We start from the raw sequence: 23,457 nt of genomic DNA, 5'->3' as shown, positions 1-23,457 counted from the left end.
CCGCCTCATCCTCCGGTGACCGTGTCCCAGTGGACCGTGCGGTCGCACCAGCGGTTCAGGAGGACCCGGTCGTGGCCCACGGCCAGCAGGCCCGCGCCCGTCGAGGCGCGGTAGGCCTCGACGGCCCCGACCAGCGCGGCCGTGGTCGACGCGTCCAGCATGGCCGTCATCTCGTCGCAGATCAGCCAGCGGGGGCGCAGCACCAGCGCGCGGGCCAGGCAGGCGCGCTGGAGCTGACCGTCGCTGACCTCGTGAGGGCGGCGGGTGAGCAGGTCGGGGGTCAGGCCGACGGTTCCGGCGAGTTCGGCCACCCGGCCGGGGACGGACGAGCGGCGGCCCGTGGCGCGCAGGGGCTCCGCGATCAGGTCGGCCAGGCGCAGACGGGGGTCGGCGGAGAGGCGGGGCTGCTGGAAGACGACGCCGACGGCGGTGCGCAGCTCGCGCGGGGCGCGGTGGCGCCAGCGGCGTACGGGGGTGCCGTCGAGGACGACGTCCCCGGCGTCCGGGCGGTGCAGGAGGGCGGCGACCCTCGCCAGGGTGGACTTGCCGCAGCCGCTGGGGCCGAGCAGGCCGACGGACTCGCCGGGGGTGACGGTGAGGGTGGCGTCCCGTACGGCGGGAGCCCGCCGGTCGTATCCGGCGGTGATGGAGCGCAGTTCAAGCACGGATGTCCTCCGGGGCGGGTGCCGGGGCCGGGTGGTGGCAGGCGACCGATCCGGTGAAGGGCGGGAGCGCCGTGCAGGTGTCGGTGGCGCGGTCGCAGCGGGGGGCGAAGGCGCAGCCGTCGGGGAGGGCGCCGAGTTCGGGGGGCATGCCGGGAATGGGGGTGAAGGCCCGGTCGGGGAGGGCGTCCAGCAGACCCCGGCTGTAGGGGTGGCGGGGGCCCGGTGTACCGAAGAAGGCGTCCGCCTCGGTCAGTTCGACGATGCGGCCCGCGTACATGACGGCCACCCGGTCGGCGACGCGTTCCGCCGCCGCGAGGTCGTGGGTGATCATCAGCAGGGCCCGGTCGCCGTCGGCGTCGACGTGGCGGCGCAGTTCGTCGACGGTGCGGTCCACCAGGTCGCGGTCCAGGCCCGTGGTGGGTTCGTCGGCCAGCAGGAGGGGTGCCTCGCCCACCAGGGCGAGGGCGGTGGCGGCGCGCTGGGCCAGGCCGCCGGAGAGTTCATGGGGATGGCGGTCGAGGTGGTCCGGCGGGAACCCGGCGCGTCCGGCGGCCCGTTCGGCCGCCGCGCGCAGGGCCGCGCGGCCCCGGACGCCGGTGAGCTGGGCGACCGTCTCCTCCAGTTGGGAGCGGATGGTGCGTACGGGGGTGAGGTGGGCGGCGGGGCTCTGCGGGATGAGGCCGATGCGGCGACCCCGCACGGTGCGGGCGAGGGTGCGTTCGCCGGCGGTCAGCAGGTCCAGGTCGCCGAGGTGGGCGTGGCCGGCCGTCTGCGCGTTGGCGGGGAGCAGGCCGAGGAGGGCGGAGGCGAGGACGGACTTGCCGCAGCCGCTCTCACCGATCAGGGCGAGGCACTCGCCGGGCGCCACGTCGAAGCGGGCGTCGGTGACGGCGGCGACGCGGCGTCCGCCCGGCAGCAGGAAGCGTACGGACAGGCCGCGCACCGACAGCACGGGAGGTCGCTCGGTCGTCACAGCGTCAGCTCCGATCGGCGGCGGGGATTGATCCGCTCCCGCCAGACACCGGCGAGGCCGGCGACGGCGAGGGTGGGGATGATCAGGAACAGGCCGGGGAAGAGGGTCGGCCACCACTGTCCGGCGAGCAGGGAGCCGCGGGCGCCCTGGATGAGGGTGCCGAGGCTGGCGGTGTGGGTGGGCAGGCCGAGGCCGAGGAAGGACAGGGCCGACTCGTGCCACATGGCGTGCGGCACCATGAGGACGGCGGCGAGGCCGGCCTGGGGCAGCACGCCGGGCAGCAGGTGCCGCACGACGACCCGCCACCGGGAGGCGCCGCCGGAGACGGCCGCGTCGATGTAGGGGCGGGAGCGCAGCGAGAGGACCTCGGCGCGGACGATGCGGGCGGTGGACAGCCAGTGGGTGAGGCCGACGGAGACCACCACCGGCCAGACGCCCGGCCGGAACATGGCGACGATGAAGACGCCGAGCAGCAGGTGCGGTACGGAGGAGAAGGTGTCGACCAGGCGCATGACCACGCGGTCGGCCCAGCCGCCGAGCGCGCCGGCGGTGGCGCCGACGGCGGTGCCGATCACGGTGGCGGCGAGCGCGGCCACCACGCCCACCAGCAACGACACCCTCAGCCCGTAGACGCAGCGCAGCAGCAGGTCGCGGCCCACGTCGTCGGTGCCGAAGGGGTGGGACCAGGACGGCGGCAGGAGTTTGGCGGCGAGGTCGACCGCCTGCTGGTCGAGCCGGACCAGCGGGGGGACGAGGAGCACCGCGAGGACGGTCACGGCGACGAGTCCGGCGGAGACGTACAGCCGCAGGGTGTGGGTGGAGCGGCGGGCGGTGCCGTGTGCGCGCCACGCCGTCTTCGTCACGGTGGTGGTGTCAGCGGCCATGGGGGTTGCCTCCGTGGGGATCACGTCCATGGGTGGCACGTCCATGGGTGGCACGTCCATGGGAGTCACATCTCATTCAGCTTCACCCTCGGGTCGATCAGTCCGTAGAGCAGGTCGGCGAGGAGGTTCCCGGCGAGGACGGCGGCGGTGGCGAGGGTGGTCAGCGCGGCGAGGAGCGGGAAGTCCACGGAGGTGGCCGCCTCGACGGTGGCCGAGGCGATGCCCGGCCAGCTGAACACGGTCTCCACCAGCAGGGCGCCGGTGATGAGCTCGGGGACGCGGGAACCGATCAGGGTGAGGACGGGCAGCAGTCCGGAGCGCAGGGCGTGGCCGAGCAGGACGGTGCGTTCGCTCAGGCCGCGGGCGCGGGCGCCGCGCACGGGGTCCTCCGCGAGGGCGTCACCGACGCCCTGCCGGACGTAGAGGGTGAACCAGGGCAGCTGGGAGACGGCGAGGACGCCTGCGGGCAGGATCAGATGGCTCGTGACCTGGCCGAAGGTGACCTGGTCGCTGCCGGTGTCGGTGAGGCCGCCGGCCGGGAGGACGTCCAGCTTCAGGGCGAACAGCCAGACGGCGAGCAGGGCGGTCCAGAAGACCGGGGCGGCCTCCAGGGCGTACGCGAGGGAGGTGACCGCACGGTCGGGGAGCGAGCCGGGGCGGCGGGCGGCGAGGACGCCGAGCACGGTACCGAGCAGGACGGCGACGGCGAACGCGACGGCGCACAGCAGGGCCGACCAGACCAGGCGTTCGCCGATGACCTCGGCGACGGGCTGGCGCATGACGGTGGACCGGCCGAGGTCGCCGCCGGCCGCGGAGGTCAGCCAGTCCCACCAGCGGGCGGTGAACGGCCGGTCCACGCCGAGGTTCTCGCGCAGCCGGTCCAGGGTCTCCTGGTCGGCGCCGAGCGCGGCGGTGCCGGCGTACGCCTTGACGGGATCGAAGGGGGAGGCGGCGGCGACGGCGAACACGCCGAAGGTGACGACCAGCAGCACCGGCACGGCGAACAGGGCCCGCCGTGCCGTGAGCCGGGTCATCTCTCCCCAGGGGAGGGTGGTCATGCGGCGGGCTGCCAGTCCTCGACGTTCCACCAGGGGCCGCTGGCGAAGCCGTGCTCGTGGGGTTCGGTCTGGGTGGTGAGGTCCTTCCAGCGGTCGGCGAGGACGTACAGGTGGTCGATGTGGGTGAGGAAGGTGTAGCCGGGGTTCTTCACCAGTTCGCGCTGGAGGGTGTCGTAGGCGGCCTCGCGGTCCTTCGGGTCCTGGCCGCGGCGGCCGGTGTCGAGGGCCTCGTCGACGGCCGGGTTGTCGTAGAGGGCCATGTTGTTGAAGCCGTCGCCGGCGAGGGAGGAGTGCAGGAGGGTGTAGAGGCCGAAGTCGGGGTCGCCGGTGCTGCCGAAGCCGGCGAGGACGGCGTCGTGCTTCATCCGGGGTTCGATGACCTCCCAGGTGGCGCTCTCCACCTTGACGTCGATGCCGGCCTTCTTGGCGTCGGAGGCGTAGGCGAGGGCGTGGTCCTGGCGGACCTTGTCGCCGGAGGGGTAGTAGAGGGTGAAGCGGGCGGGGCGGCCGTCCTTGGCGCGGATGCCGTCCTTTCCGGTCTTCCAGCCGGCCTCGTCGAGGATGCCCTTGGCCTTGCCGAGGTCCTGGGGGCGTTCGACGTCCTCGGCGAACCAGGGGTCGTCGACGGGCAGCGGACCGTAGGCGGGGCGGCCGGCGCCGTCGAGGATCTTGTCGACCATGGTCGTGCGGTCCACGGCGAGGTCCAGGGCGCGGCGGATCGCGGTGTCGCCGGCGACGGGGTTGCCGGTGGGGAGGCTGACGGCGCGGAAGTCGTACGACGTCGCCTGATACGTCTTCTTCCCGTCGTCGTCCTTGAAGGTGGCGGCGAGGTTGGGCGGGAGGGCCGCGCCGTCGAGGTCGCCGGAGCGCAGCCGGGTGGCGCGGACGTCGTCGTCGGCGATGATCGCCATGGTGAGCTTTTTCACCTTCGGGGCGCCGCCCCAGTAGTCCGGATTGGCCTTGAAGGTGAGTTTCTCGCCCTTGCTCCAGCCGGTGAGGACGTACGGTCCGGTGCCGACCGGCTTGGTGTTGAACGGGCCGGTGTTGGGGTCCTGTCCGCCCGCTATGTGCTCGGGGACGACGGGCAGCACCGTGCGGGCGGCGAAGGCCGCGTAGGGGTAGTCGAGGGTGAAGACGACCTTGTCGTCGCCCTCGGCCCGGACGTCCTTGACGGCGTCCAGTTCGCTCTTGGCGGTGTTGTTGGTCTTCTCGTCCAGCACGGTGTCGTACGTGAAGACCACGTCGTCGGCGGTGAGCGGCTCGCCGTCGCTGAACTTCACGTCGTCGCGCAGGGTGTACGTGTAGGTGCGGCCGCCGTCGGTGACCTCGGGGAGCGCCTTCGCCAGGGCGGGCTTCAGCCTCATGTCGGCGTCGCGGGCGAGGAGTCCGTCGAAGATCTTGGAGTTGCCGTCCTTGCCGTAGCCGAGCAGGGGGCTGAGGGTGTCCGGTTCGGACGGGACCCCGATCACGACGGATTCGGCGGACGCCCCGCCGTCCGCGCCGCCGTCGCCCGGCGCCGAGCAGGCGGCGACCGCACCGGCCATCGCGAGCGCGGCGGCGGTACCCCGTATTCGTCGGGTCGTCATCGAACCTCACATTCCTGTTGCCTGAAAACCGTTGTTGCATATTAATTGCAGCAAGGTACTGCCCAGGACGACGGCCCCCACTCCCCCGCCCCCACAGACGGCACCGCTCGTGTCAAGTGCGCAGGTGCGCGCCGGGGTGTGAGCCGCCGGGCGCCGTCCGCGCGCCCCCGGTGGCCGCTTGTCACCGGACCGGAACGGGCACTACTGTCACCACGCCTTGGTGACGGGAAATCGGTGCGATACCGGTGCGGCCCTCGCCACTGTGATCGGGAAGTCCGGCTCCGGCCCTCACGGGCAGCCACTGGGTTCTTCGGAACCCGGGAAGGCGGAGCACGGGCGGTGGTACCCGTCAGCCAGGAGACCGGCCAAGGCACGTCAACCATCCACGAGGTGCTGGAGAGGGTCTGCTGAGCCATGCACATAGCCGAGGGTTTTCTGCCACCGGCGCACGCGGTCGCCTGGGGCGTCGCGTCGGCGCCGTTCGTCGTCCACGGAGCCCGGTCGCTCGTCCGTGAGGTACGGGAACATCCCGAGAGCACCCTGCTGCTCGGCGCGTCGGGAGCGTTCACGTTCGTCCTGTCCGCACTGAAACTGCCGTCCGTCACCGGGAGTTGCTCCCACCCCACCGGCACGGGGCTCGGCGCGATCCTGTTCCGGCCGCCGGTCATGGCGGTGCTGGGCACCATCACCCTGCTGTTCCAGGCGCTGCTGCTCGCCCACGGCGGGCTGACCACGCTGGGCGCCAACGTCTTCTCGATGGCGGTCGTCGGCCCCTGGGCCGGGTACGGGATCTACCGGCTGCTGCGCCGGTACGACGTGCCGCTGATGGTCGCGGTGTTCTGCGGCGCGTTCGTCGCCGACCTGTCGACGTACTGCGTGACGAGCGTGCAGCTGGCGCTCGCCTTCCCCGACCCGGGGAGCGGATTCTGGGGCGCGCTGGGCAAGTTCGGCTCCGTCTTCGCCGTGACGCAGATCCCGCTCGCGGTGAGCGAGGGGCTGCTGACCGTGCTGGTGATGCGCATGCTGGTGCAGTCGAGCAAGGGGGAGCTGACGCGGCTCGGCGTGCTGGTGGCGTCGGTGGCCGGGCGGCAGACGGCGAAGTCGTCCGACTCGGCGGAGGCGGTGGCCCGATGAGCCGCAACGCGAAGATCAACACGCTGCTGCTGGTGCTGGTGGCCGCGCTCGCCGTGATCCCGCTGGTGTTCGGGCTCGGCGACCACAAGGAGGAGCCGTTCACGGGCGCGGACGCCGAGGCCGAGACGGCGATCACCGAGATCGACCCGGACTACGAGCCGTGGTTCTCGCCGCTGTACGAACCGCCGTCCGGGGAGATCGAGTCGGCGCTGTTCGCCCTCCAGGCGGCGATCGGCGCGGGCGTCCTCGCGTACTACTTCGGGGTGCGGCGCGGGCGGCGGCAGGGGGAGGCGCGGGCGCTGGAGCGGCTGCGGGCGGAGGCGGACACGGACGCCGGGGCCGAGGCCGGCACGGACGCCGGTACCGGGGCCGCCCCCGGACGACGACGGGTCTGACGGCACGTGCTGCCGATCGACGCGGCGGCGCACAGCAGCCGCTGGCGCCACCGTCATCCCGTGGACAAGGCCGTGCTGGGACTGGGCCTCACCGTGCTCGCGATCTCGCTGCCGCCGTGGCCGGGCGCGGCCCTGGTGCTGGTGACGGCGCTCGCGCTGCTGCTCGGCCCGGCGGGGGTGCCGGGCCGACGGCTGTGGCGGGCGTACCGGGTGCCGCTGGGCTTCTGCGTCACCGGGGCGCTGCCCCTGCTGGTACGGGTGGGCGGGCCGGGCGGGTTCGTGTCCTGGGCCGAGGACGGGCCGCCGCGCGCCGGGGAGTTGCTGCTGCGCACGTCGGCGGCCTCGCTGGGCGTGCTGCTGTTCGCCTTCACCACGCCCATGTCGGATCTGCTGCCGCGCCTGGTACGGGCCGGGGTACCGGCCCCGCTCGTGGACGTGGCGCTGGTGACGTACCGGATGAGCTTCCTGCTGCTGGACTCGGTGCGCCGCGTCAGCCAGGCGCAGGCGGCCCGGCTCGGGCACACCACCCGGGCGGCGACGTGGCGTTCGCTGGGCGGGCTGGGCGCGACCGCGTTCGTCCGGTCCTTCGACCGGGCGGCGCGGCTGCAGACGGGGCTCGCCGGACGCGGTTACGACGGCACCCTGCGCGTGCTGGTGCCCGAGGCCCGTATCTCCGTCCGGTTCACGGTGCTGAGCACGGCGCTGCTGGCGGCGCTGGCCGCCCTCACCTTCGTACTGGAAAGGCCCCTGTCGTGAGCGAGTCCGTCCTGGTGGCCCTGCGGGGCGCGTCGTTCGCGTACGAGGACGGCCCGCCCGTGCTCAGCGGCCTGGACTTCGAGGTGCGCGAGGGGCGCGCGCTGGCGCTGCTGGGACGCAACGGCAGCGGCAAGACGACGCTGATGCGACTGCTGAGCGGTGGACTTCGGCCGGACGGCGGCGAGTTGACCGTCGAGGGCCGGGCGGTGCGGTACGACCGCAAAGGGCTGACGGCGCTGCGGACCACCGTGCAGCTGGTGGTGCAGGACCCCGACGACCAGTTGTTCGCGGCGTCGGTCGGCCAGGACGTGTCGTTCGGGCCGCTCAACCTCGGCCTGCCCGACGCGGAGGTGCGCGCCCGGGTGGCGGAGTCGCTCGCCGCGCTGGACATCACCGCTCTCGCCGACCGTCCCACGCACCTGCTGTCCTACGGGCAGCGCAAGCGGACGGCGATCGCGGGCGCGGTCGCCATGCGGCCCCGCGTGCTGATCCTGGACGAGCCGACGGCGGGCCTGGACCCGGACGGCCAGGAACGCCTGCTGGCCACCCTGGAGGGGCTGCGCGCGGGCGGCACGACGGTCGTCATGGCCACCCACGACGTGGACCTCGCCCTGCGCTGGGCCGACGACGCGGCCCTGCTCACCCCGTCGGGCACGCACACCGGTCCGGCGGCCGAGGTGCTGGCCCGCACGGACCTCCTCGCGGCGGCGGGGCTGCGGCTGCCGTGGGGGGTGGCGGTCGGGCGGCTGCTGCGGGCGCAGGGGCTGGTGACCGGCTCGGCCGCCGGCCCCCGTTCCCCGGAGGAACTGGCGGCCCTGGTGGCCGCGTCCGCCGGCGAAGGCGACGCGCACGTTCCCTGAGGTCACCGGGGCGTGGGCGGCCCGTCGGTGCCCCGCGGAAGCCGGCGCGGGTCCGCGGCGCGGGTGATGGCCGACTCGACGGCGGCGATCCGGTCGCCGAGGAGGGCGAGGGCGGCGACCGCGCGGGACAGGGCGTCCTCGTCGGGGGCGCCCAGGGTGAGGGTGCGGACGTGGGCGGACTTCACCTCGGTCCAGCGGGCCGCCTGTTCGGCGGTGAGCGTGCCGCGCAGTTCGGCGAGTTTGAGGAGGTTCGCCTCGGCGCCCGTGGTGAGGGTCTGGGCCTCGGCCGTGTAGTGGTCGTCGATGACGGCGGCCAGTTCGGCGGCGTTCATGACGGGCTGGATCCGCTGGGCGATCTTGTTCATGTTGCGGTAGGAGCCCTGGAGCCGGAACGGCGGCTCGGTGCGGGCCTCGTCGGACCGGGCGGCGGAGGCGATGTACGCCGCGTTGACGGCGAGGACGGTCCGGCGGGCGGTGAGGAGGTGACGCAACACCGCCAGGACGCGGTCCAGTTCGGTGGGGGCGTAGGGGTGGGTGAGGCGGTCGGCGCGGGCGGTGGGGTCGTTCCCGGCGAGGCGGATCAGCAGGTCGAGGTCGGCGCGGTCACGGCCGGCGAGCGGGGCGAGCACCGGGTTGGCGGTGAGGGCGTTCTCCACGAAGCTGAGCGCGAAGACGTCCTCCTTGCCGGTGAGGACGTCGCCGAGGTTCCACACGTCGGCGCGGTTGGCCAGCATGTCCGGGATCCGGAAGGCCTCGCCGGACTCGGTGTAGGGGTTGCCGGCCATGCAGACGGCGAACCGCTTCCCGCGCAGGTCGTAGGTGCGCGGCTCGCCCTCCCACACGCCTTCCATCCGGCGCGTGGCGTCGCACAGCGGGATGAACTTCTGCAGCAGTTCGGGTGAGGTGTGCTGGATGTCGTCGAGGTACAGGAGGGTGTTGTTGCCGGCCGCCAGCGCGAAGTTGATCTTCTCGATCTCCTGGCGGGCGGTGGCGTTCGGCGCCTCGGCCGGGTCGAGCGAGGTGACCGCGTGGCCGAGGGCCGGGCCGCTGATCTTCACCAGGACCAGGCCGAGGCGGTCGGCGACGTACTCCATGAGGGTCGTCTTGCCGTAGCCGGGCGGGGAGACGAGCAGCAGCAGGCCGCCGGTGCCGGTGCGGCCCGACTCGCCCGTGGTGCCGAGCTGTTTGGCGAGGCTGTCGCCGACCAGCGGGAGGTAGACCTCGTCGACCAGGCGGTTGCGGACGAACGTCGCCATCACGCGCGGCCGGTGGTCGTCCAGGCGCAGCCGGGTGCGCTCGGCGGCCACCAGGGCGGTGCGGCGGCGCTGGAAGGCACGGAAGGCGGGCACGTCACGCTGCCTGAACTCCTCGGTGCGGGCGAGGAATTCGTCCAGGCGGAGGGTGAGGCGGCGGTCGGTGATCCGGGGGTGGGTGCCGAGCAGGCCGTCCACGGTGACGGTCAGGGGCGCGTTCGAGGTGTGACGGGGCGCGTCCGGGCAGAGTTCGGCGGCCACGGCCTCCGCGAGGTCGCCGGCGGCCGGCTCGTCCCCGGTGGTCGCGGCGTACGCGGTCAGCCAGGCCTCGGCCAGTTGGCGGCGGGCGGTGAGGTCCGTGAGGGCGGTGAGGTCGTCGTCGTACGCCTCGGTGGTGACCGTGCGGCGGAAGGCGTCGAGCAGGGCGCGGGTGCGGGCGGCGATGACGAAGCCCTCGGGTCCGGTGGTGAGTTCGTCGAAGAGGTACGCGGCGCAGGCCTCCGGGCGGACGGCGGCGTCCTCGTCCCAGGCGCGTACGGCCCCCGCGAGTTCCTTCCGCAGCGCGTCGAGGGCGGGCGGCGGGCCGAAGGCGTCGCGGACGCGGGCCAGGGAGCGGGCGCGGCGGGTGAGGTCGGCGCGCTCCTGGGCCGTGGTGCCGTGCGTCCAGTACAGCAGGGCGTGGGCGCGGGCGGCGGGCTCGTGGCGCAGCGGGCCCGCGCCGTCGTACAGGGGCAGGACGGCGGTGAGGATCGCGGTGGCGTCGTGGTCGTGGACGCCTCGCTCGTACCCCTCGTCGTACGCCTCCTCGGCGGTCCGGCGGACCAGGGCGGCGAGGTCGCCGGCGCCGGTCAGGGCGTCGGGGCCGGGGTCGTGCAGCAGGCGGGCGGCAAGGTGTTCGGCGCGGTAGACCTCGGGCGACTCGGACGGCAGGTGCCGGTCCCACAGCGGGCGGGCGGCGAGGAGGGCGGGGTCGGTGACGGGGGCGCGGTAGTCGGTGCCGGTGAGGGCGAGCGCGAGGCCGTCGCCGTGCGGGACGACGGTGAGGTCGAGGGGCTGGGTGGAGACGGCGAACCGGTGGCCGCCCAGGCGGAGGGCGCGTCCGCCGTCCGCGTAGAGGTCGGTGCGGTCGCGCAGGGCGCGGGCGGCCTCCTGGCGGGCGGAGCGCAGCCGGCCGTCGAGTTCCTCGGCGCGGACGCGGTCGCCGAGTCCGCGCAGGGCGTCGGCGGTGCGGCGGACCTTGGCGACGAGCGGGTCGGAGGCGAAGTAGGTGCTCACCGCGTCGGCGTCGGGGAGCGTGGCACAGCGGCGGGTGATCGTCTCCAGTACGCGGGCGGCGGCGGCAGCGAGCTGTTCGGCGCGGCGGGCGCGGGCGTCGGAGAGGCTCTGCCTGCGGGCGGAGAACGCCTCGTAGACTTCGGCGCGCCGGTCGGCGAGCTCGCCGAGGACGTCGTCGAACTCGGCGAACCGGGACTCCAGCGCCTCCAACTGGGCCAGCACCCGGGTCAGTTGCTCGTCGCAGGCCTCCGGGGTGTCCGCCGCCGCGAGGGCGCCGGTGACCGTCTGGCCGAGGAGGGAGAGCTCGGCGGCGAAACCGGCGCGCGCCTCCCGGTCGAGGAGGGACCGGCGACGGGCGTCGAGGGTGGCACGGGCCCGGTTGACGCCGCCCGTCGCCTCGGCGATCCGCTCCAGGACGGCCGTGCGGACGGTGGCGTCGGCGATGTCGAGCCCGGCGACCACCTCGGTCACCGTGCGCAGTCCGTCGGCCAGTTCGTCCAGGCGCGCGGCGACCGGGGCGGCCTCGGCGGTGGTGGTGACCGACTCGGCGTCGGCGGCCAGCCGTTCGACGTCCGCGTGATGGGCGGCGAAGGCGTCCTCGCGGGCCAGGAAGGCGATCGCGCGCTGCCCGAAGGAGGCGAGGTCGCCCTCGGCGCCGTCGGCGAGGGCGTCGATGCGGGCATGGTCCGCGTACCGCATCTCCTTCAGGGTCAGCAGATGGCCCTGGGCGTGGCGGAGTTCGGTCAGTCCGGCGACCCAGGCGGCGGCCTCGCGGGGCTGCTCGCCGCGCAGCCGGCGCACCACCGAGGCGATCCGGCCGGCCGCCTCGTCGAGCGCTTCGGCCGCCCGGCGGGTGAGGTCGCGTACGGTCTCGAACTCGGCCAGCACCTGGTCGGAGGTGGCCCGCATCTCTTCCAACGGCGTGCGCAGATCGCCGAGTTCGGTGTCGCCCAGCCAATGGTGGGCGTCGAGTGCGCGGACACAGGCGGCCACCAGGGCCGTGTACACCTCGGTGGTGGGGGTGGTCCCGGCGACGGAACGGGCCAGGGACAGACAGTCGGAGATGCCGCGTACGAGGTCGGCGTTGCCGACCCGGGCCAGCGGGCCCTCACCGACGGGCTGTGCGGCGGCGTGGGTGTCGGAGACGTAGGGCGACTGCCACGACTGCACGGGGTGGACGCGGGCGGGTTCGTCGCCGTCGGGGCGCAGCAGGGCGAGGAGTCCGTCGTCGAACAGCGCCCAGCCGTGGCAGGCCATCGGAGTGGCGACCGCCTCGCGGATGAGGTTGTACGACAGCAGCAGCGCGCGTCCGTGTCCGGGCGCGTGGAAGACGTACAGCACGTCCTCGCCGTACGGGGAGCGCACCTCGCGTGCGAACTCCATGCCGGTGGTGTCGAGTTCGTACGTCTTGTGGGGGCCGGCGGCGAGGCAGTAGCCGCCGGGGAAGACGATGCCCTGGTCGTCGGGGAGCCGGCGGGCCCCCTGTCCGATGCCGTCGAGGCGGACGACGGACCGGGTGAGGGTGTTGAAGACCAGGTGGCGGTGGGCGGTCTCCTTGTAGGGGAGGATCCGCAGCAGGATCAGGGGGCCGACGCGGGCGTGGGCGATCTCGGCGTCGGCGAGGGACTGCAGGGGCTCGTCGACCGGTTCGCTGTGGATGCCGTCGGGGGTGGTGGTGTCATTCTCGGTCTTGACGGTGAGGGTGCCGCCGAGGGTGTCGACGAACACCTCGCCCTGGACGGAGATGTGCGGGTGGCGGCCGAGGACGTGGTCCTCGCGGGTGGTGGGCGTCCAGTCGATGTCGGCGGGCGGGGTGCGGGCGTGGTCGCGGTCGCCGCGCGCGTCCAGGAAGACCGCCGACCGGCCGTCCTCCGGGATCGTCCAGCGCAGGACGCGGATGTCGCCGGCCTTCTCACCGGTCTGGAAGACGGCGAGCAGCTTGCCGTCGGTCCGGCGCAGCCGCAGCAGGCGGGCCTGGCGGTAGTAGCGGTGCAGGGCGGCGAACTCGCGGACGAAGCCGGGGTCGTCGAGGAGTCCGGGGACGGCGTCGTCGGGGAGGCGGTTCAGGTCGCGGTCGTGCGGGGCGAGGACGTCGGCGACCGCGGTGTCCCGTTCGGGCCGGGGCCGGGCCTCGTATCCGAAGAGGAGCACGTCGCCGACGGCGACGATGTCGCGGGGCACGGCGGTGCGGTCGGTGCGCAGCCGCTCGGTGCCGGTGAGGCGCAGTTCGGGGGCGCCGAACTCCTCGGCGCGGCGGTGGTTCAGCGCCTCGGCGCGGCGGGCGAGTTCGGCGGCCTGGGCGGCCAGGCGGTCGCGCAGTATCCGGTAGGCGCCGCCGTCGTCCGCCGCGTCGGTCCCGCCCGGCGCGGGCGTACCGGGCGCCTCGTGGGGCCCGTCGGCGCCGGCCCGCCCGCGAGCGGTGTCCGCGCCGGACGCCCCGCGGGATCCGGTTCCTCCGGACGCCCCGCGGGATCCGGCCGGTTCGGACCTCCCGGGGGCTCCGCCCCGCCCGGAGCCCCCGCCGGGCGCGCCCTGCGTTCGGTCCGCGCCCTGCGTCCGGTCCGTGCCGGGCGCCCCTCCGGAGCCGCTCGCTCCGGGCGTGCCGTGGCCGGCGCCGGACGCGGCGGCGGCACCGGTCGCGGGAGCGGTGCCGGCGTCGGTCCCGGGACGGCCGGGAGCGGTGCCGGTTGCGGGTGTGCCCGGGCCCGGGGTCCTGCGCGGGGCCGTGTTCATGGGCTCGTGGGTGCCGGTGGTCATGGCTGGCTGCCTCTCGGAAGGTGCGGCCGGGAGCCGCCGTCCCCTGTGCGGCGGCTCCCGGCCGGAGGGTGGTCAGGCCCCGGCGCGGCCGTTCGGCACGGCCAGCGGTGTGTCCGAGAGGCCCAGCTCACCGGCTTTCTCGATCAGTTCCTGGAACCGGCCGGTGTTCTCACCGCCCTGCTGCATCAGCCGCATCAGCAGCGCGGAGACCGTGAGGTTCTGCACGTCGGCGGTGGAGACGGAGCCCAGGATCCGGCTCAGGTCGTCGGTGAAGCTCGCCGAGCCGTCCAGCCAGGGCCCGGCGAGGGCCTGCGCGGTCTCGGAGTTCTTGACGAAGCCGTCCACGCCCTTGCCGAGCGCGATCGAGGAGACCAGCCGGTCGAAGAAGACCGACTCGCCGCCGACGATGTTGATGTCCGCGTTCTCCAGTCCGGTGGCGAGGACCGTGGCCTGCGCCTCGGCGACCTGCCGCTGCACGTCCAGTCCGGCCAGCCGGATGTCCTTCTCCGCCTCCAGCCGCAGCCGGTACTCCTCGTGGCCGCGGGACGCCTCGTCGAGGGCGGCCATCGCCGCCGCCTTCTCGGTGAGGCCGGCCGCTTCCGCCCGCAGCCTGCTGCCGATGGCCTCCGCGTCGGCGAGGGCCTTGGCCCGCGCTCCCTCGGCCTCCGCGCGCAGCCGGGCCTGGGTGGCCTCGGCCTCGGCACGGCCCGCCTTCTCGATGACGTCGGCCTCCTTGTCGCGGACCTGGACGACGGCCAGTCCCTCGGCGGCGGCCTCCGCCTGCACGCCCTCGGCCAGCCGCACCTTGGCCCGCGCGTCGAGGTCGGCGGTCTTCAGCCGGGCCTCGGCGAGGGTGAGTTCCTCGGCGGCGCGGTGCGTGGCGGCCTGCTCGGCGGCCTCGGCGGCCTTGATGTCCTTGACCAGCTTCTCCTGCGCCTCGGCCTCCGCGGCGATGATCACGGCCTGCCGCTGCCGCTCCGCCTCCTCCACGGCCCGCAGCTTCTTGATGGACTCCTCCTGCTCGGCGACCGTACGGTCCACCGCGACCCGCTCCCGGACGACCTCGGCGATCTCCCGCTTCTCCGCCTCGACCTCCTTGTCGGCGGCGATCCGGGTCAGCTGGGTCTCCCGCTCGCGGGCGATGACCTCGAGGAGGCGGTCCTTCTCGACGCGCTCGCTCTCCACGGCGATGACCCGCTCGCGGTTCTTGGCGGCGACGGCGACCTCACGGGCCTGGTTCTCGCGCTGCACGCCGAGCTGTTCCTCGGTGCGCAGGAAGGCGCTCTGCGCCCGCAGCCGCTCCTCCTCCACCACCCGCGCGGTCTCGGCCTCCTCGCGGGCCCGTACGGTCTCGATCTCCCGCTTCTGCTTGATCTCGGCGTCGGCCTGCCGGCGCTCCAGCTCCAGGATCGCCTCGCGCGCGTCGACGTCCTGCCGGGTGATCTCCTTCTGTTCGTTGCGCTGGGCCTCGTTGGTGCGGACGTGCTCCACCGCCGTCAGCTCGGTGATCTTGCGGATGCCCTGCGCGTCGAGGACGTTGCCCGGGTCGAGCTGGGTCAGCGGCGTCTGCTCCAGGTAGTCGATCGCCGCGTCCTCGAGGTGGTAGCCGTTGAGGTCGACGCCGATGACCTCGATGATCCGGTACCGCAGTTCCTCGCGCTTGGTGTAGAGGTCGGTGAAGTCGAGCTGCTTGCCGACGGTCTTCAGCGCCTCGGAGAACTTCGCGTGGAACAGCTCCTGGAGCGTGTTCCGGTCGCTGGCCCGCGCGGTGCCGACGGCCTGGGCGACCTTGATGACGTCGTCGACGGTCTTGTTGACCTTGACGAAGAACGTGATGCGGATGTCCGCGCGGATGTTGTCCCGGCAGATCAGGCCTTCCTTGCCGGCCCGGGTGATCTCGATGGTCTTCACCGAGATGTCCATCACCTCGGCCTTGTGCAGCACCGGCAGCACGACCGACCCGGTGAAGGTCACGTCGACCCTGCGGGTCTTGGAGACGATCAGTGCCTTGCCCTGCTCCACCTTGCGGAACAGCTTGGAGACGACGAGCAGGCCGATGAGTATGAGCAGCAGGGCGACGCCGACGAGTACGGCGATGCCCACGGTGGCGGCATCCATGGGACACGTCCTCCCGGGCTAGGAAACAGGTCGAGCGGTGCCTCGTTGGTGAGGCGTGTGAAGGTCCGGTGGAGGAGGAGACGACTAGATCGGCGCCGCGGTTCTGCGCCGGGTGCGGACGGATGCCGTCCGTATCCGGCAAGCCCTCCCGCTCCCCCCCTCACCGTTCACGTTCGTAGGGAGGGTGGCACCGCTCCCCTCCGGATTCCGGTGCCGGACACCTGCCGGTGTCCGGCACCGGAACCATCCGCGGTGCTCCCCGCGGACCATGCTGCCCGCCCGGTGTGTGCTCGCGCATTGCCGTAACCCGGCAATGTTCCCTAGGGTCTTGATGCCGGTGTGACACAACCGGCGCGTCAGGAAAGCGTCAAAAACCAAGGGGAACGCGTGACGGAACGGGAGATCCCGGAGGAGTATTTCGAAGACTATGCCCGCATCCTGGCCGAGGTCGCGGCCACGGGCAGACGTCTCACCCGCGACGAGATCGCCTCCCGGCGGGCCCTGGGGGAACGGGCCGCGGAGGCGGGTTTCGGTCTGCGCTCCCTCGTCAGCGCGCATCTGTCCGGCGCCCGCGGCGCGTGGCCGCGCGGGGCGGACTCGGCCGACGGCGCGCTCGCGGCCGTACAGCAGGTCGTGGACGCGTTCGCCGAGGGGTACGAGCGGGCGCAGCGGATGGCGGTGCGTCAGGAGGAGGCGGCGCGCCGGGAGTTCATCGACGACCTGCTCTACGGCCGCAGCGACCTGGGTCGGCTGGCGGAGCGTGCCGAGCGCTTCGGGCTGCGGCTGTCCCACGCGCACGCGGTCGCCGTCGCCCGGGGCGCGGTCGCCCACGACGAGGGCGACCCGGTGCCGCGGCAGGTGGAGCGCGCCCTGATCTCCCGGTTCGGTGACCGCAGCATCCTGCTCACCACCAAGGACGGCCGGCTGCTGTGCGTCGCGCCCGGGCACCAGGAGGAGGTGCTCACGTACTTCGCGAAGCAGGCGTACGCCGCCACCGACGGCGGCCAGGTCGCCATCGGACGCCCGCGGTCCGGTCCCGGCGGTGTCGTCCAGTCCTACGAGGAGGCCCTGAGCGCACTGGAGATAGCCGAGCGGATGGGGCTCGACGACCCGGTGCTGCGCGCCGCCGACCTGCTCGTCTATCCCGTACTGGCCCGTGACCGCCAGGCCATGGCCGACCTGGTGCACCACACCCTGGGACCGCTGACCACGGCCCGCGGCGGTGCCGGGCCCCTCCTGGACACGCTCACCGCGTACTTCGACTCCGGCTGTGTCGCCGCGGAGGCGGCCCGGCGGCTCTCGCTGAGCGTGCGCGCGCTGACGTACCGCCTGGAGCGCATCCGCAAGCTCACCGGCGCCGACCCGTCGGACGCGTCCCACCGCTACATGCTCCAGACGGCGGTGATCGGGGCGCGTCTGCTGGACTGGCCGGCCGGCGAGCCGTGAGCGGCCGGACCCGGGTCAGCCCTCGACCAGGGTGATGTCCCGGTGCCCGACCGCGTGGACGACGGGCACCAGGAGGATGCCGCTGGGACGCAGCTCCATGAGGGTCGCCTCGACGTGGGCCCGGCCCGCCTCGAGGGCGCCCGCGGGCACGGTCCCGGTGTTCTCCCAGCGGTGCTCCTCGCCGTCGCAGACCGCGCGGGTGCCGCCGACGGAGTAGTGGATGTCGGACGAGGGCCGGTGGACCGAGGAGCCGACGAAGACCGGTCCGTCGCCGCCGAGGCAGCGGTAGGTACCGGAGAGGGTGACGGTTCCGTCGGCCATCCGGCCCTCCTGGTCCACCGTCACGGACTCCGAGGGGGCGGCGGGGGCGGCCGCCGCGGGCGCGGGGGCCGCCGCGGTGAAGCCGAGCAGCAGCAGCGCGGAACCGGCCGCGGCGCCGAGGACGGGACGTACGGGCATGGGGAACCTCCCGGAACGGGTGTGATGAGGGATTCCACCAGTACCCGGCGCGGGGTCCGGGACCGCTCACCGTCACCCCTTCGGTGGCGAGTCGGCCCCGGCCGTCGGGGAACCGTCCCGGGATTGTCCGGGGGGCTGTCACGTTTCCCGGCGGGCGGTTCCGGCGCCGGAGCGGGTGAACGGGTTGTTCGACTTCATGAGGTGGCGGATCGCGGCCGCGCGGAAGCACGGACCCGCCGCCCGTGACGGTGCGACGTTCCGGACGCCGCATCACGTCGGGCTCCGCTCCGAGGAGGCATCGCTGTCGGAGACGCCGGCCTCGGGATCCCGTGCCCTCGTCCCGATGCGACAGGAGTCCGACCCGTGCTACCCGCCGATTCGCTCTTCGACGAACCGGGACACGCGGGCGAACCCGATCAACTCGTCCTCGGTCGGCGCACCGCCGCGTCCGGCCAGTACGCCCCGTGCGACCAGGCGGAAGACCAGCGCCCGCAGAAGCATCTGAGCGCCCTCGGCTCCGGGGACCACCGAGTCCACCAGGTGAGGTCCGGCCCCGTGATGGAGCAGGCCGTCGACCACCACGATCGCATCCGCGTAGGCGACCGGTCGCCAGTACGGCGAGAAGTCGATGATCGCGGGGGCCTGGCCGGGGGCGAAGAGGACGTTTCCCGTCAGGTCTCCGTGAATGAGCTGAGAACGAGCGTCCACGGGTTCGCGGAGCGCCTGCAGTCGGGTGACCGACCGGTGGATCGGCGCTGCTACTTCCACGGTCGCCTCGCCCCAGGCAACTCGATCAGCCACCGCCCACGGATGCCGGTGCACGTCCAGCCGATCAGAGCGCGGCTCGTCCCGCAGAGCCTCGTGGAAGGCTCTCCCCGCGGCCACCAGGGCATCCCATCTGCCGGCCGGCCCCGGCTCGCCCGTCAGGAACCGGGTCGCCGCCCATCCCTCGACGACGAAACCGCCGCTCACCGAGCGCAGAAATCGCGGGACACGGAAGTCCCCCCGGTCCTGCAGACCGTCCATCAGCCTCGCGGTCCACTCCACGTCCGAACCGTCACCGGCCGGCTTCAGCACGACATCGCCCACTCGGACACTCTGCCCCTGGCCTCCTTCCAGCGGCTCAGGCCGTCCGGCGAGCCGGAACGCCTTCAGAACGGACGGCGGCGGCAGGGCTGTGTCGGTCGCGGGAGTCACACCGTGCATCCTTCCGGACCGGCACCGCCTCACGCACCCGCGTTTCAGGAGACCTGCCGGCGTCTCCGCCCCGTCCCTTCGGGTGAAGCGCGGAGAAGGAGCCCGCTGCGCGACGGTGCGATCGTCCTCGACGACACCGGTGAGCTGCTCCCCGACGGCCGGGGACGCCCCGCACCGGGTCCCCGCCGACCGGCTCGCGGTCGCCGCCCGAGCCGGTCCGGCCGCCCTCTCAGGGCAGCAGGGCGAAGCCGTCGAGTTCCACCAGGGCCTGTTCGTCCCACAGGCGGACCACCCCGACGACCGCCATCGCCGGGTAGTCCCGGCCGGCCAGCTCCCGCCAGATACGGCCGAGTTCGCGGGCGTGGGCGCGGTACGCGGCCACGTCGGTGGCGTAGACGGTGACGCGGGCCAGGTCGGCGGGGGCGCCGCCGACCGCGCGCAGGGCGGTGAGGAGGTTGGCGAGGGCCCGCGTGAACTGTTCGGGCAGGGTGTCGCCGACCACCTCGCCGTCGGCGTCGAGGGCGGTCTGGCCGGCCAGGAACACCAGCCGGGAGCCGGTGGCGACGACGGCGTGCGAGAAGCCGGCCGGCGGGGAGAGCTCGGGCGGGTTGACGCGCTCGGCGGTCACCGGTCCTCCAGGTTCCCGTACAGCTCCTTGGCGATGATGCCCCGTTGCACTTCGCTCGCCCCCTCGTAGACGCGGGGTGCGCGGACCTCGCGGTAGAGGTGTTCGAGCAGGTGCCCGCGTCGCAGGGCGCGGGCCCCGTGCAGTTGGACGGCCCGGTCGACGACGTACTGCGCGGTCTCGGTGGCCAGCAGCTTCGCCATCGCGGCGCGCCCGGGGACGCCGTCGGCGCCCGCGTCGTACGCCGTCGCCGCCGCGTACACCATGAGCCGGGCGGACTCCGTGCGCAGCGCCATCTCGGCGACCTGGTGGGCGACGGCCTGGAGGTCCTTCAGCTTGCCGCCGAACGCGTCCCGCCGGGCGGTGTGGGCGAGGGTGGCGTCCAGGGCGGCCTGGGCCATGCCGACCGCGAAGGCGCCGACGCTGGGGCGGAACAGGTTGAGGGTGTCCATGGCGACCCGGAACCCCCGGTCGACCTCGCCGAGCACGTCGTCGGCGGTCACCGGTACGGCGTCGAAGCGGAGGGCGCCGATGGGGTGCGGAGAGAGCATGTCGAGGCGACTGCCGGTGAGGCCCGGGCGGTCGGCGGGGACCAGGAAGGCGGTCACACCGCGTGCGCCGGCGCCGGGGGTGGTGCGGGCGAAGACGGTGTAGAAGTCGGCGTCGGGGGCGTTGGAGATCCAGCACTTCTCCCCGGTGAGCCGCCAGCCGTCCGGCCCGTCGGGCCGGACGGCGAGAACCGGCGGAACCGGGCCCGCCGCCGGGCGTGGCCCGGCGCCGGGTGCCCCACCGCGCTCACCCCCCACCCGGCGGCCCGCAACCGGTCCGGCCGCCTCGCCCCGGCCCGTGAACCGGGCGTCCGGCGCACCGCCGTGCGGGCCCTGCGCCGGGGCGGGCGGTGGCGCGGCCCTTCCGGTCGGCGCTGCCGGGCCGGTCGCGGCGGACGGCTCCGCCGTGAGGGACAGGGACGCCGCGTCCGAGCCCGCGTCCGGCTCGCTCAGGGCGAAGGCCGCCACCGCGGTGCCGTCGGCCACTCGGGGGAGCCAGCGGGCGCGCTGGGCGGGGGTGCCGTGGGTGTGGACGGGGTGGGCGCCGAGGCCCTGGAGGGCCAGGGCGGTCTCCGCCTCGGTGCAGGCGTGGACCAGGGACTCGCGCATCAGGCACAGATCGAGGGCGCCGGAGGTGAACAGGCGGGACAGCAGGCCGAGGGTGCCGAGTTCGGCGAGGAGGGGACGGTTGACCCGGCCGGGTTCACCCTTCTCGGCGAGTGGCCGCAGGCGTTCCGCGGCCAGGGCGCGCAGCTCCGCGCACCAGGCGAGTCGTTCCGGTTCGAGCGAGAATGCGGTCATCGCCGGTCCCTTCCCTCGCCGCCGGGCCACTCCCGAGGTTATCGCGGACCGTTGACTGCCGTCACCAACACGATACGCTCCTGATGCGAGCCCACCACGCCAAGGGGGCGAACCGTCATGAATCCACGGGCCACCGCGCACGTCGACACCTTCGCCCGCGACCACCTCCCGCCACCCGGCCAGTGGCCCGAGCTCCGCTTCGACCTGCCGGAGCTGCACTACCCCGACCGGCTGAACTGCGCCGCCGCACTGCTGCACGGCCCGCCCGACGGCCGCCCGGTGTTCCGCACCCCCGACGGCACGACCTGGACGTACGGCGAGCTGCGCGCCCGCGTGGACCGGCTCGCGCACCTCCTCACCGGCGACCTCGGAATCGTCCCCGGCAACCGGGTGCTGCTGCGCGGCCCCACCACACCGTGGCTGGCCGCCTGCTGGCTCGCGGTGCTGAAGGCGGGCGGGATCGCCGTCACCGTGCTGGCCCAGCAGCGCCCGCACGAGCTGAGCACCATCTGCGAGATCGCCGAGGTGCGCCACGCCCTGTGCGACGTCAGGTCCGTCGACGACCTGGTCAAGGCGGAGATCCCGGACCTCTCCCTCACCACCTACGGCGGCGACTCCCCCGGCGACCTGCTGCACCGCCCGGCGCCCACGACGCCGTACGAGGCCGTGCCGACCGCGGCCGACGACGTGGCGCTGATCGCCTTCACCTCCGGCACCACCGGACGCCCCAAGGGCTGCACGCACGTCCACCGGGACGTGCTGGCGATCGCGGACACCTTCTCCCGGCACGTGCTGAAGCCGGTCGCGGACGACGTGTTCGCCGGCAGTCCCCCGCTGGGCTTCACCTTCGGCCTCGGCGGCCTGGTGGTGTTCCCGCTGCGGGCCGGGGCGAGCGCACTGCTCCTCGAACAGGCGCACCCCGGCCAGTTGTTGCCCGCGATCGCCGAGCACCGGGTGTCGGTGCTGTTCACCGCGCCCACCGCCTACCGCGCGATGCTCGCCGGACTCGACGGCCACGACGTCTCGTCGCTGCGCCGCTGCGTCTCGGCGGGCGAGAACCTGCCCGCCGCCACCTGGCGGGCCTGGCACGAGCGCACCGGGCTGCGGATCATCAACGGCATCGGCGCCACCGAACTGCTGCACATCTTCGTCTCCGCCGCCGACGGGGCGATCCGCCCCGGGACGACGGGAGTTCCGGTCCCCGGCTGGCAGGCGCGCGTGCAGGACGCCGACGGCACACCCGTGCCCGACGGGGAGCCGGGACTGCTCGCGGTGCGCGGCCCCGTCGGCTGCCGCTACCTCGCCGACCCGCGCCAGCGGGAGTACGTGCGCGGCGGGTGGAACATCACCGGTGACACCTATGTCCGCGACCCCGACGGCTACTTCCGGTACGTCGCCCGCGCCGACGACATGATCATCTCGGCCGGGTACAACGTCGCCGGCCCCGAGGTCGAGGACGCCCTGCTGCGCCACCCGGACGTGGTCGAGGCGGCGGTGGTCGGGCGGCCGGACGAGGCGCGCGGCCAGGTCGTGGTGGCGTACACGGTCCTGAAGGAGGGCGCGGAACGCGACGCCGAGGCGCTGCGCGCCTTCGTGAAGTCCGAGCTCGCGCCGTACAAGTGCCCGCGGGAGATCGTGTTCCTGGACGCCCTGCCCCGCACGGCCACCGGCAAGCTCCAGCGGTTCCGGCTGCGCGCTCGCACCGGGACGGGGGACGGCCGTGCGTGATGCCGGGGAATCCCGTCATCCGCATACGACTTAAGATGATCAACGTGTCCGACCAGCAAGTCCCCCACGCTCCGAGATCCCTCATCGTCACGCTCTACGGCGCGTACGGCCGCTCGGTGCCGGGCCCGGTGCCCGTCGCCGAGCTGATCCGGCTGCTGGCCGCGGTCGGCGTGGACGCCCCGTCCGTCCGCTCCTCGGTGTCCCGGCTCAAACGGCGCGGCCTGCTCCTCCCGGCGCGCACCGCGCAGGGCGCGGCCGGATACGAACTCTCGCCCGAGGCACGTCAATTGCTCGACGACGGCGACCGGCGCGTGTACGCCACCGATCCACCGGAGGACGAGGGCTGGGTCCTCGCCGTGTTCTCCGTACCGGAGTCCGAGCGGCAGAAGCGGCACGTGCTGCGCTCCCGGCTGTCCGGCCTCGGCTTCGGCACGGCGGCCCCCGGCGTGTGGATCGCCCCCGCGCGGCTGTACGAGGAGACCAGGCACACCCTGGAGCGCCTGCGCCTCGACACCTACGTCGACTTCTTCCGCGGCGAGCACCTGGGCTTCGCGCCCACCGCGGAGGCCGTGGCCCGCTGGTGGGACCTGGCCGGGATCGCCGAGCGGCACGAGGCGTTCCTGGACCGGCACGCGCGCGTGCTGCGCGCCTGGGAGCGGCGCGCGGACACCCCGCCCGAGGACGCCTACCGCGACTACCTCCTCGCCCTGGACTCCTGGCGCCACCTCCCCTACACCGACCCCGGCCTGCCCGCCGCCCTGCTCCCCGCCGACTGGCCGGGCATCCGCTCGGCGGCCGTCTTCCGTTCCCTGCACGAGCGGCTGCGGGACGCGGGGGCGGTGTTCGCCGGCGTGTAGCGGCCCCGCCCGGCCGGTCCTCGGCTCGTTCGCCCCGTCCTCTCCCCTTCCTCGCCCGGCCTCCGGCGCGTCGCAGGACGGG

At 74.0% G+C, this 23,457-nt stretch carries 18 protein-coding genes and 1 riboswitch; of the genes, 7 read left to right on the top strand and 11 right to left on the bottom strand.

Annotated features, from left to right (window positions below; all coding sequences use genetic code 11):
- Positions 1-5 precede the first annotated feature (5 nt).
- The 5 genes from IH50_RS0104865 to IH50_RS0104845 all read right to left on the bottom strand — a co-directional run bounded on the left by IH50_RS0104865 (position 6) and on the right by IH50_RS0104845 (position 5,166).
- The gene (locus IH50_RS0104865) at positions 6-665 is read right to left on the bottom strand and encodes an ABC transporter ATP-binding protein (RefSeq protein ID WP_030857595.1); all 660 of its coding nucleotides are present in this window, start codon (positions 663-665) and stop codon (positions 6-8) included.
- On the bottom strand, positions 658-1,638 hold the full coding sequence (locus tag IH50_RS0104860) for an ABC transporter ATP-binding protein (RefSeq protein WP_078913849.1): 981 nt from the start codon (positions 1,636-1,638) through the stop codon (positions 658-660). The genes IH50_RS0104865 and IH50_RS0104860 overlap by 8 nt, the downstream gene beginning before the upstream one ends.
- Complete coding sequence (locus tag IH50_RS0104855) at positions 1,635-2,522, bottom strand: ABC transporter permease (protein ID WP_030857591.1); 888 nt, start codon at positions 2,520-2,522, stop codon at positions 1,635-1,637. The genes IH50_RS0104860 and IH50_RS0104855 overlap by 4 nt, the downstream gene beginning before the upstream one ends.
- A gap of 65 nt (positions 2,523-2,587) precedes the next feature.
- Entirely contained in the window at positions 2,588-3,556 is a 969-nt protein-coding gene (locus tag IH50_RS0104850) for an ABC transporter permease (protein ID WP_030857589.1), read from the bottom strand.
- 20 nt (positions 3,557-3,576) lie between these two features.
- Positions 3,577-5,166: an ABC transporter substrate-binding protein gene (locus IH50_RS0104845; protein WP_030857587.1), complete on the bottom strand. Its 1,590-nt coding sequence runs from the start codon at positions 5,164-5,166 to the stop codon at positions 3,577-3,579.
- 201 nt (positions 5,167-5,367) lie between these two features.
- A riboswitch (cobalamin riboswitch) is annotated at positions 5,368-5,551 on the top strand.
- Positions 5,552-5,580: 29 nt separating this feature from the next.
- Here IH50_RS0104845 and IH50_RS0104840 point away from each other — a divergent pair.
- The 4 genes from IH50_RS0104840 to IH50_RS0104825 are packed head-to-tail and all read left to right on the top strand — an operon-like array spanning position 5,581 to position 8,311.
- The gene (locus IH50_RS0104840; RefSeq protein WP_030857585.1) at positions 5,581-6,300 is read left to right on the top strand and encodes an energy-coupling factor ABC transporter permease; all 720 of its coding nucleotides are present in this window, start codon (positions 5,581-5,583) and stop codon (positions 6,298-6,300) included.
- Positions 6,297-6,695, top strand: coding sequence for an energy-coupling factor ABC transporter substrate-binding protein (locus tag IH50_RS0104835; protein WP_030857583.1), 399 nt, complete (start codon positions 6,297-6,299; stop codon positions 6,693-6,695). Before IH50_RS0104840 ends, IH50_RS0104835 begins: the two co-directional genes overlap by 4 nt.
- Before the next feature lie 6 nt (positions 6,696-6,701).
- A complete protein-coding gene (gene cbiQ, locus IH50_RS0104830; RefSeq protein ID WP_030857581.1) occupies positions 6,702-7,451 on the top strand; it encodes a cobalt ECF transporter T component CbiQ in 750 nt (249 codons plus the stop codon).
- Positions 7,448-8,311, top strand: coding sequence for an energy-coupling factor ABC transporter ATP-binding protein (locus tag IH50_RS0104825; protein WP_030857579.1), 864 nt, complete (start codon positions 7,448-7,450; stop codon positions 8,309-8,311). Before cbiQ ends, IH50_RS0104825 begins: the two co-directional genes overlap by 4 nt.
- 2 nt (positions 8,312-8,313) lie before the next feature.
- On the opposite strand, the gene IH50_RS0104820 is transcribed toward IH50_RS0104825, so the two are convergent.
- Both IH50_RS0104820 and IH50_RS0104815 read right to left on the bottom strand, forming a co-directional pair.
- Entirely contained in the window at positions 8,314-13,596 is a 5,283-nt protein-coding gene (locus IH50_RS0104820) for a DNA repair ATPase (RefSeq protein ID WP_234328082.1), read from the bottom strand.
- 72 nt (positions 13,597-13,668) lie between these two features.
- Entirely contained in the window at positions 13,669-15,714 is a 2,046-nt protein-coding gene (locus IH50_RS0104815) for an SPFH domain-containing protein (RefSeq protein ID WP_030857574.1), read from the bottom strand.
- Positions 15,715-16,101: 387 nt separating this feature from the next.
- Here IH50_RS0104815 and IH50_RS0104810 point away from each other — a divergent pair, with 387 nt between their 5' ends.
- Positions 16,102-17,160: a PucR family transcriptional regulator gene (locus IH50_RS0104810; protein ID WP_030857572.1), complete on the top strand. Its 1,059-nt coding sequence runs from the start codon at positions 16,102-16,104 to the stop codon at positions 17,158-17,160.
- Positions 17,161-17,175: 15 nt separating this feature from the next.
- Here the strand turns inward: IH50_RS0104810 and IH50_RS0104805 are convergent, their stop codons facing one another.
- From IH50_RS0104805 to IH50_RS0104790, 4 genes are all read right to left on the bottom strand, one after another.
- A complete protein-coding gene (locus tag IH50_RS0104805; protein WP_030857570.1) occupies positions 17,176-17,619 on the bottom strand; it encodes a DUF6299 family protein in 444 nt (147 codons plus the stop codon).
- Positions 17,620-17,985: 366 nt separating this feature from the next.
- A complete protein-coding gene (locus IH50_RS41540) occupies positions 17,986-18,816 on the bottom strand; it encodes an aminoglycoside phosphotransferase (protein WP_158801163.1) in 831 nt (276 codons plus the stop codon).
- 229 nt (positions 18,817-19,045) lie between these two features.
- Positions 19,046-19,444, bottom strand: coding sequence for a RidA family protein (locus IH50_RS0104795; RefSeq protein WP_030857561.1), 399 nt, complete (start codon positions 19,442-19,444; stop codon positions 19,046-19,048).
- Entirely contained in the window at positions 19,441-20,790 is a 1,350-nt protein-coding gene (locus IH50_RS0104790; RefSeq protein WP_030857559.1) for an acyl-CoA dehydrogenase family protein, read from the bottom strand. The genes IH50_RS0104795 and IH50_RS0104790 overlap by 4 nt, the downstream gene beginning before the upstream one ends.
- 117 nt (positions 20,791-20,907) lie before the next feature.
- On the opposite strand from IH50_RS0104790, the gene IH50_RS0104785 reads away from it, so the two are divergent.
- Positions 20,908-22,518: an AMP-binding protein gene (locus IH50_RS0104785; RefSeq protein WP_030857556.1), complete on the top strand. Its 1,611-nt coding sequence runs from the start codon at positions 20,908-20,910 to the stop codon at positions 22,516-22,518.
- A gap of 35 nt (positions 22,519-22,553) precedes the next feature.
- Positions 22,554-23,375 (top strand): PaaX family transcriptional regulator C-terminal domain-containing protein, encoded by an 822-nt coding sequence (locus tag IH50_RS0104780; RefSeq protein ID WP_030857554.1) that lies wholly within the window; start codon positions 22,554-22,556, stop codon positions 23,373-23,375.
- The last annotated feature ends 82 nt before the right edge of the window (positions 23,376-23,457 follow it).

It is taken from the genome of Streptomyces sp. NRRL S-37, assembly GCF_000721605.1.
Classification (GTDB): domain Bacteria; phylum Actinomycetota; class Actinomycetes; order Streptomycetales; family Streptomycetaceae; genus Streptomyces.
The sequence above is the reverse complement of the archived record's forward strand: the minus strand, read 5'-3'. Positions and strand labels throughout refer to the sequence as shown.

Excerpts from the sequence above, each read along its gene's own strand:
- IH50_RS0104855 (WP_030857591.1), bottom strand. The coding sequence starts at position 2,522 with ATGGCCGCTGACACCACCACCGTGACGAAGACGGCGTGGCGCGCACAC.
- IH50_RS0104815 (WP_030857574.1), bottom strand. The coding sequence starts at position 15,714 with ATGGATGCCGCCACCGTGGGCATCGCCGTACTCGTCGGCGTCGCCCTG.
- IH50_RS0104790 (WP_030857559.1), bottom strand. The coding sequence starts at position 20,790 with ATGACCGCATTCTCGCTCGAACCGGAACGACTCGCCTGGTGCGCGGAG.
- IH50_RS0104840 (WP_030857585.1), top strand. The coding sequence starts at position 5,581 with ATGCACATAGCCGAGGGTTTTCTGCCACCGGCGCACGCGGTCGCCTGG.
- IH50_RS0104780 (WP_030857554.1), top strand. The coding sequence starts at position 22,554 with ATGATCAACGTGTCCGACCAGCAAGTCCCCCACGCTCCGAGATCCCTC.
- IH50_RS0104820 (WP_234328082.1), bottom strand. The coding sequence starts at position 13,596 with ATGACCACCGGCACCCACGAGCCCATGAACACGGCCCCGCGCAGGACC.
- IH50_RS0104835 (WP_030857583.1), top strand. The coding sequence starts at position 6,297 with ATGAGCCGCAACGCGAAGATCAACACGCTGCTGCTGGTGCTGGTGGCC.
- IH50_RS0104850 (WP_030857589.1), bottom strand. The coding sequence starts at position 3,556 with ATGACCCGGCTCACGGCACGGCGGGCCCTGTTCGCCGTGCCGGTGCTG.
- IH50_RS0104805 (WP_030857570.1), bottom strand. The coding sequence starts at position 17,619 with ATGCCCGTACGTCCCGTCCTCGGCGCCGCGGCCGGTTCCGCGCTGCTG.
- IH50_RS0104785 (WP_030857556.1), top strand. The coding sequence starts at position 20,908 with ATGAATCCACGGGCCACCGCGCACGTCGACACCTTCGCCCGCGACCAC.
- IH50_RS0104845 (WP_030857587.1), bottom strand. The coding sequence starts at position 5,166 with ATGACGACCCGACGAATACGGGGTACCGCCGCCGCGCTCGCGATGGCC.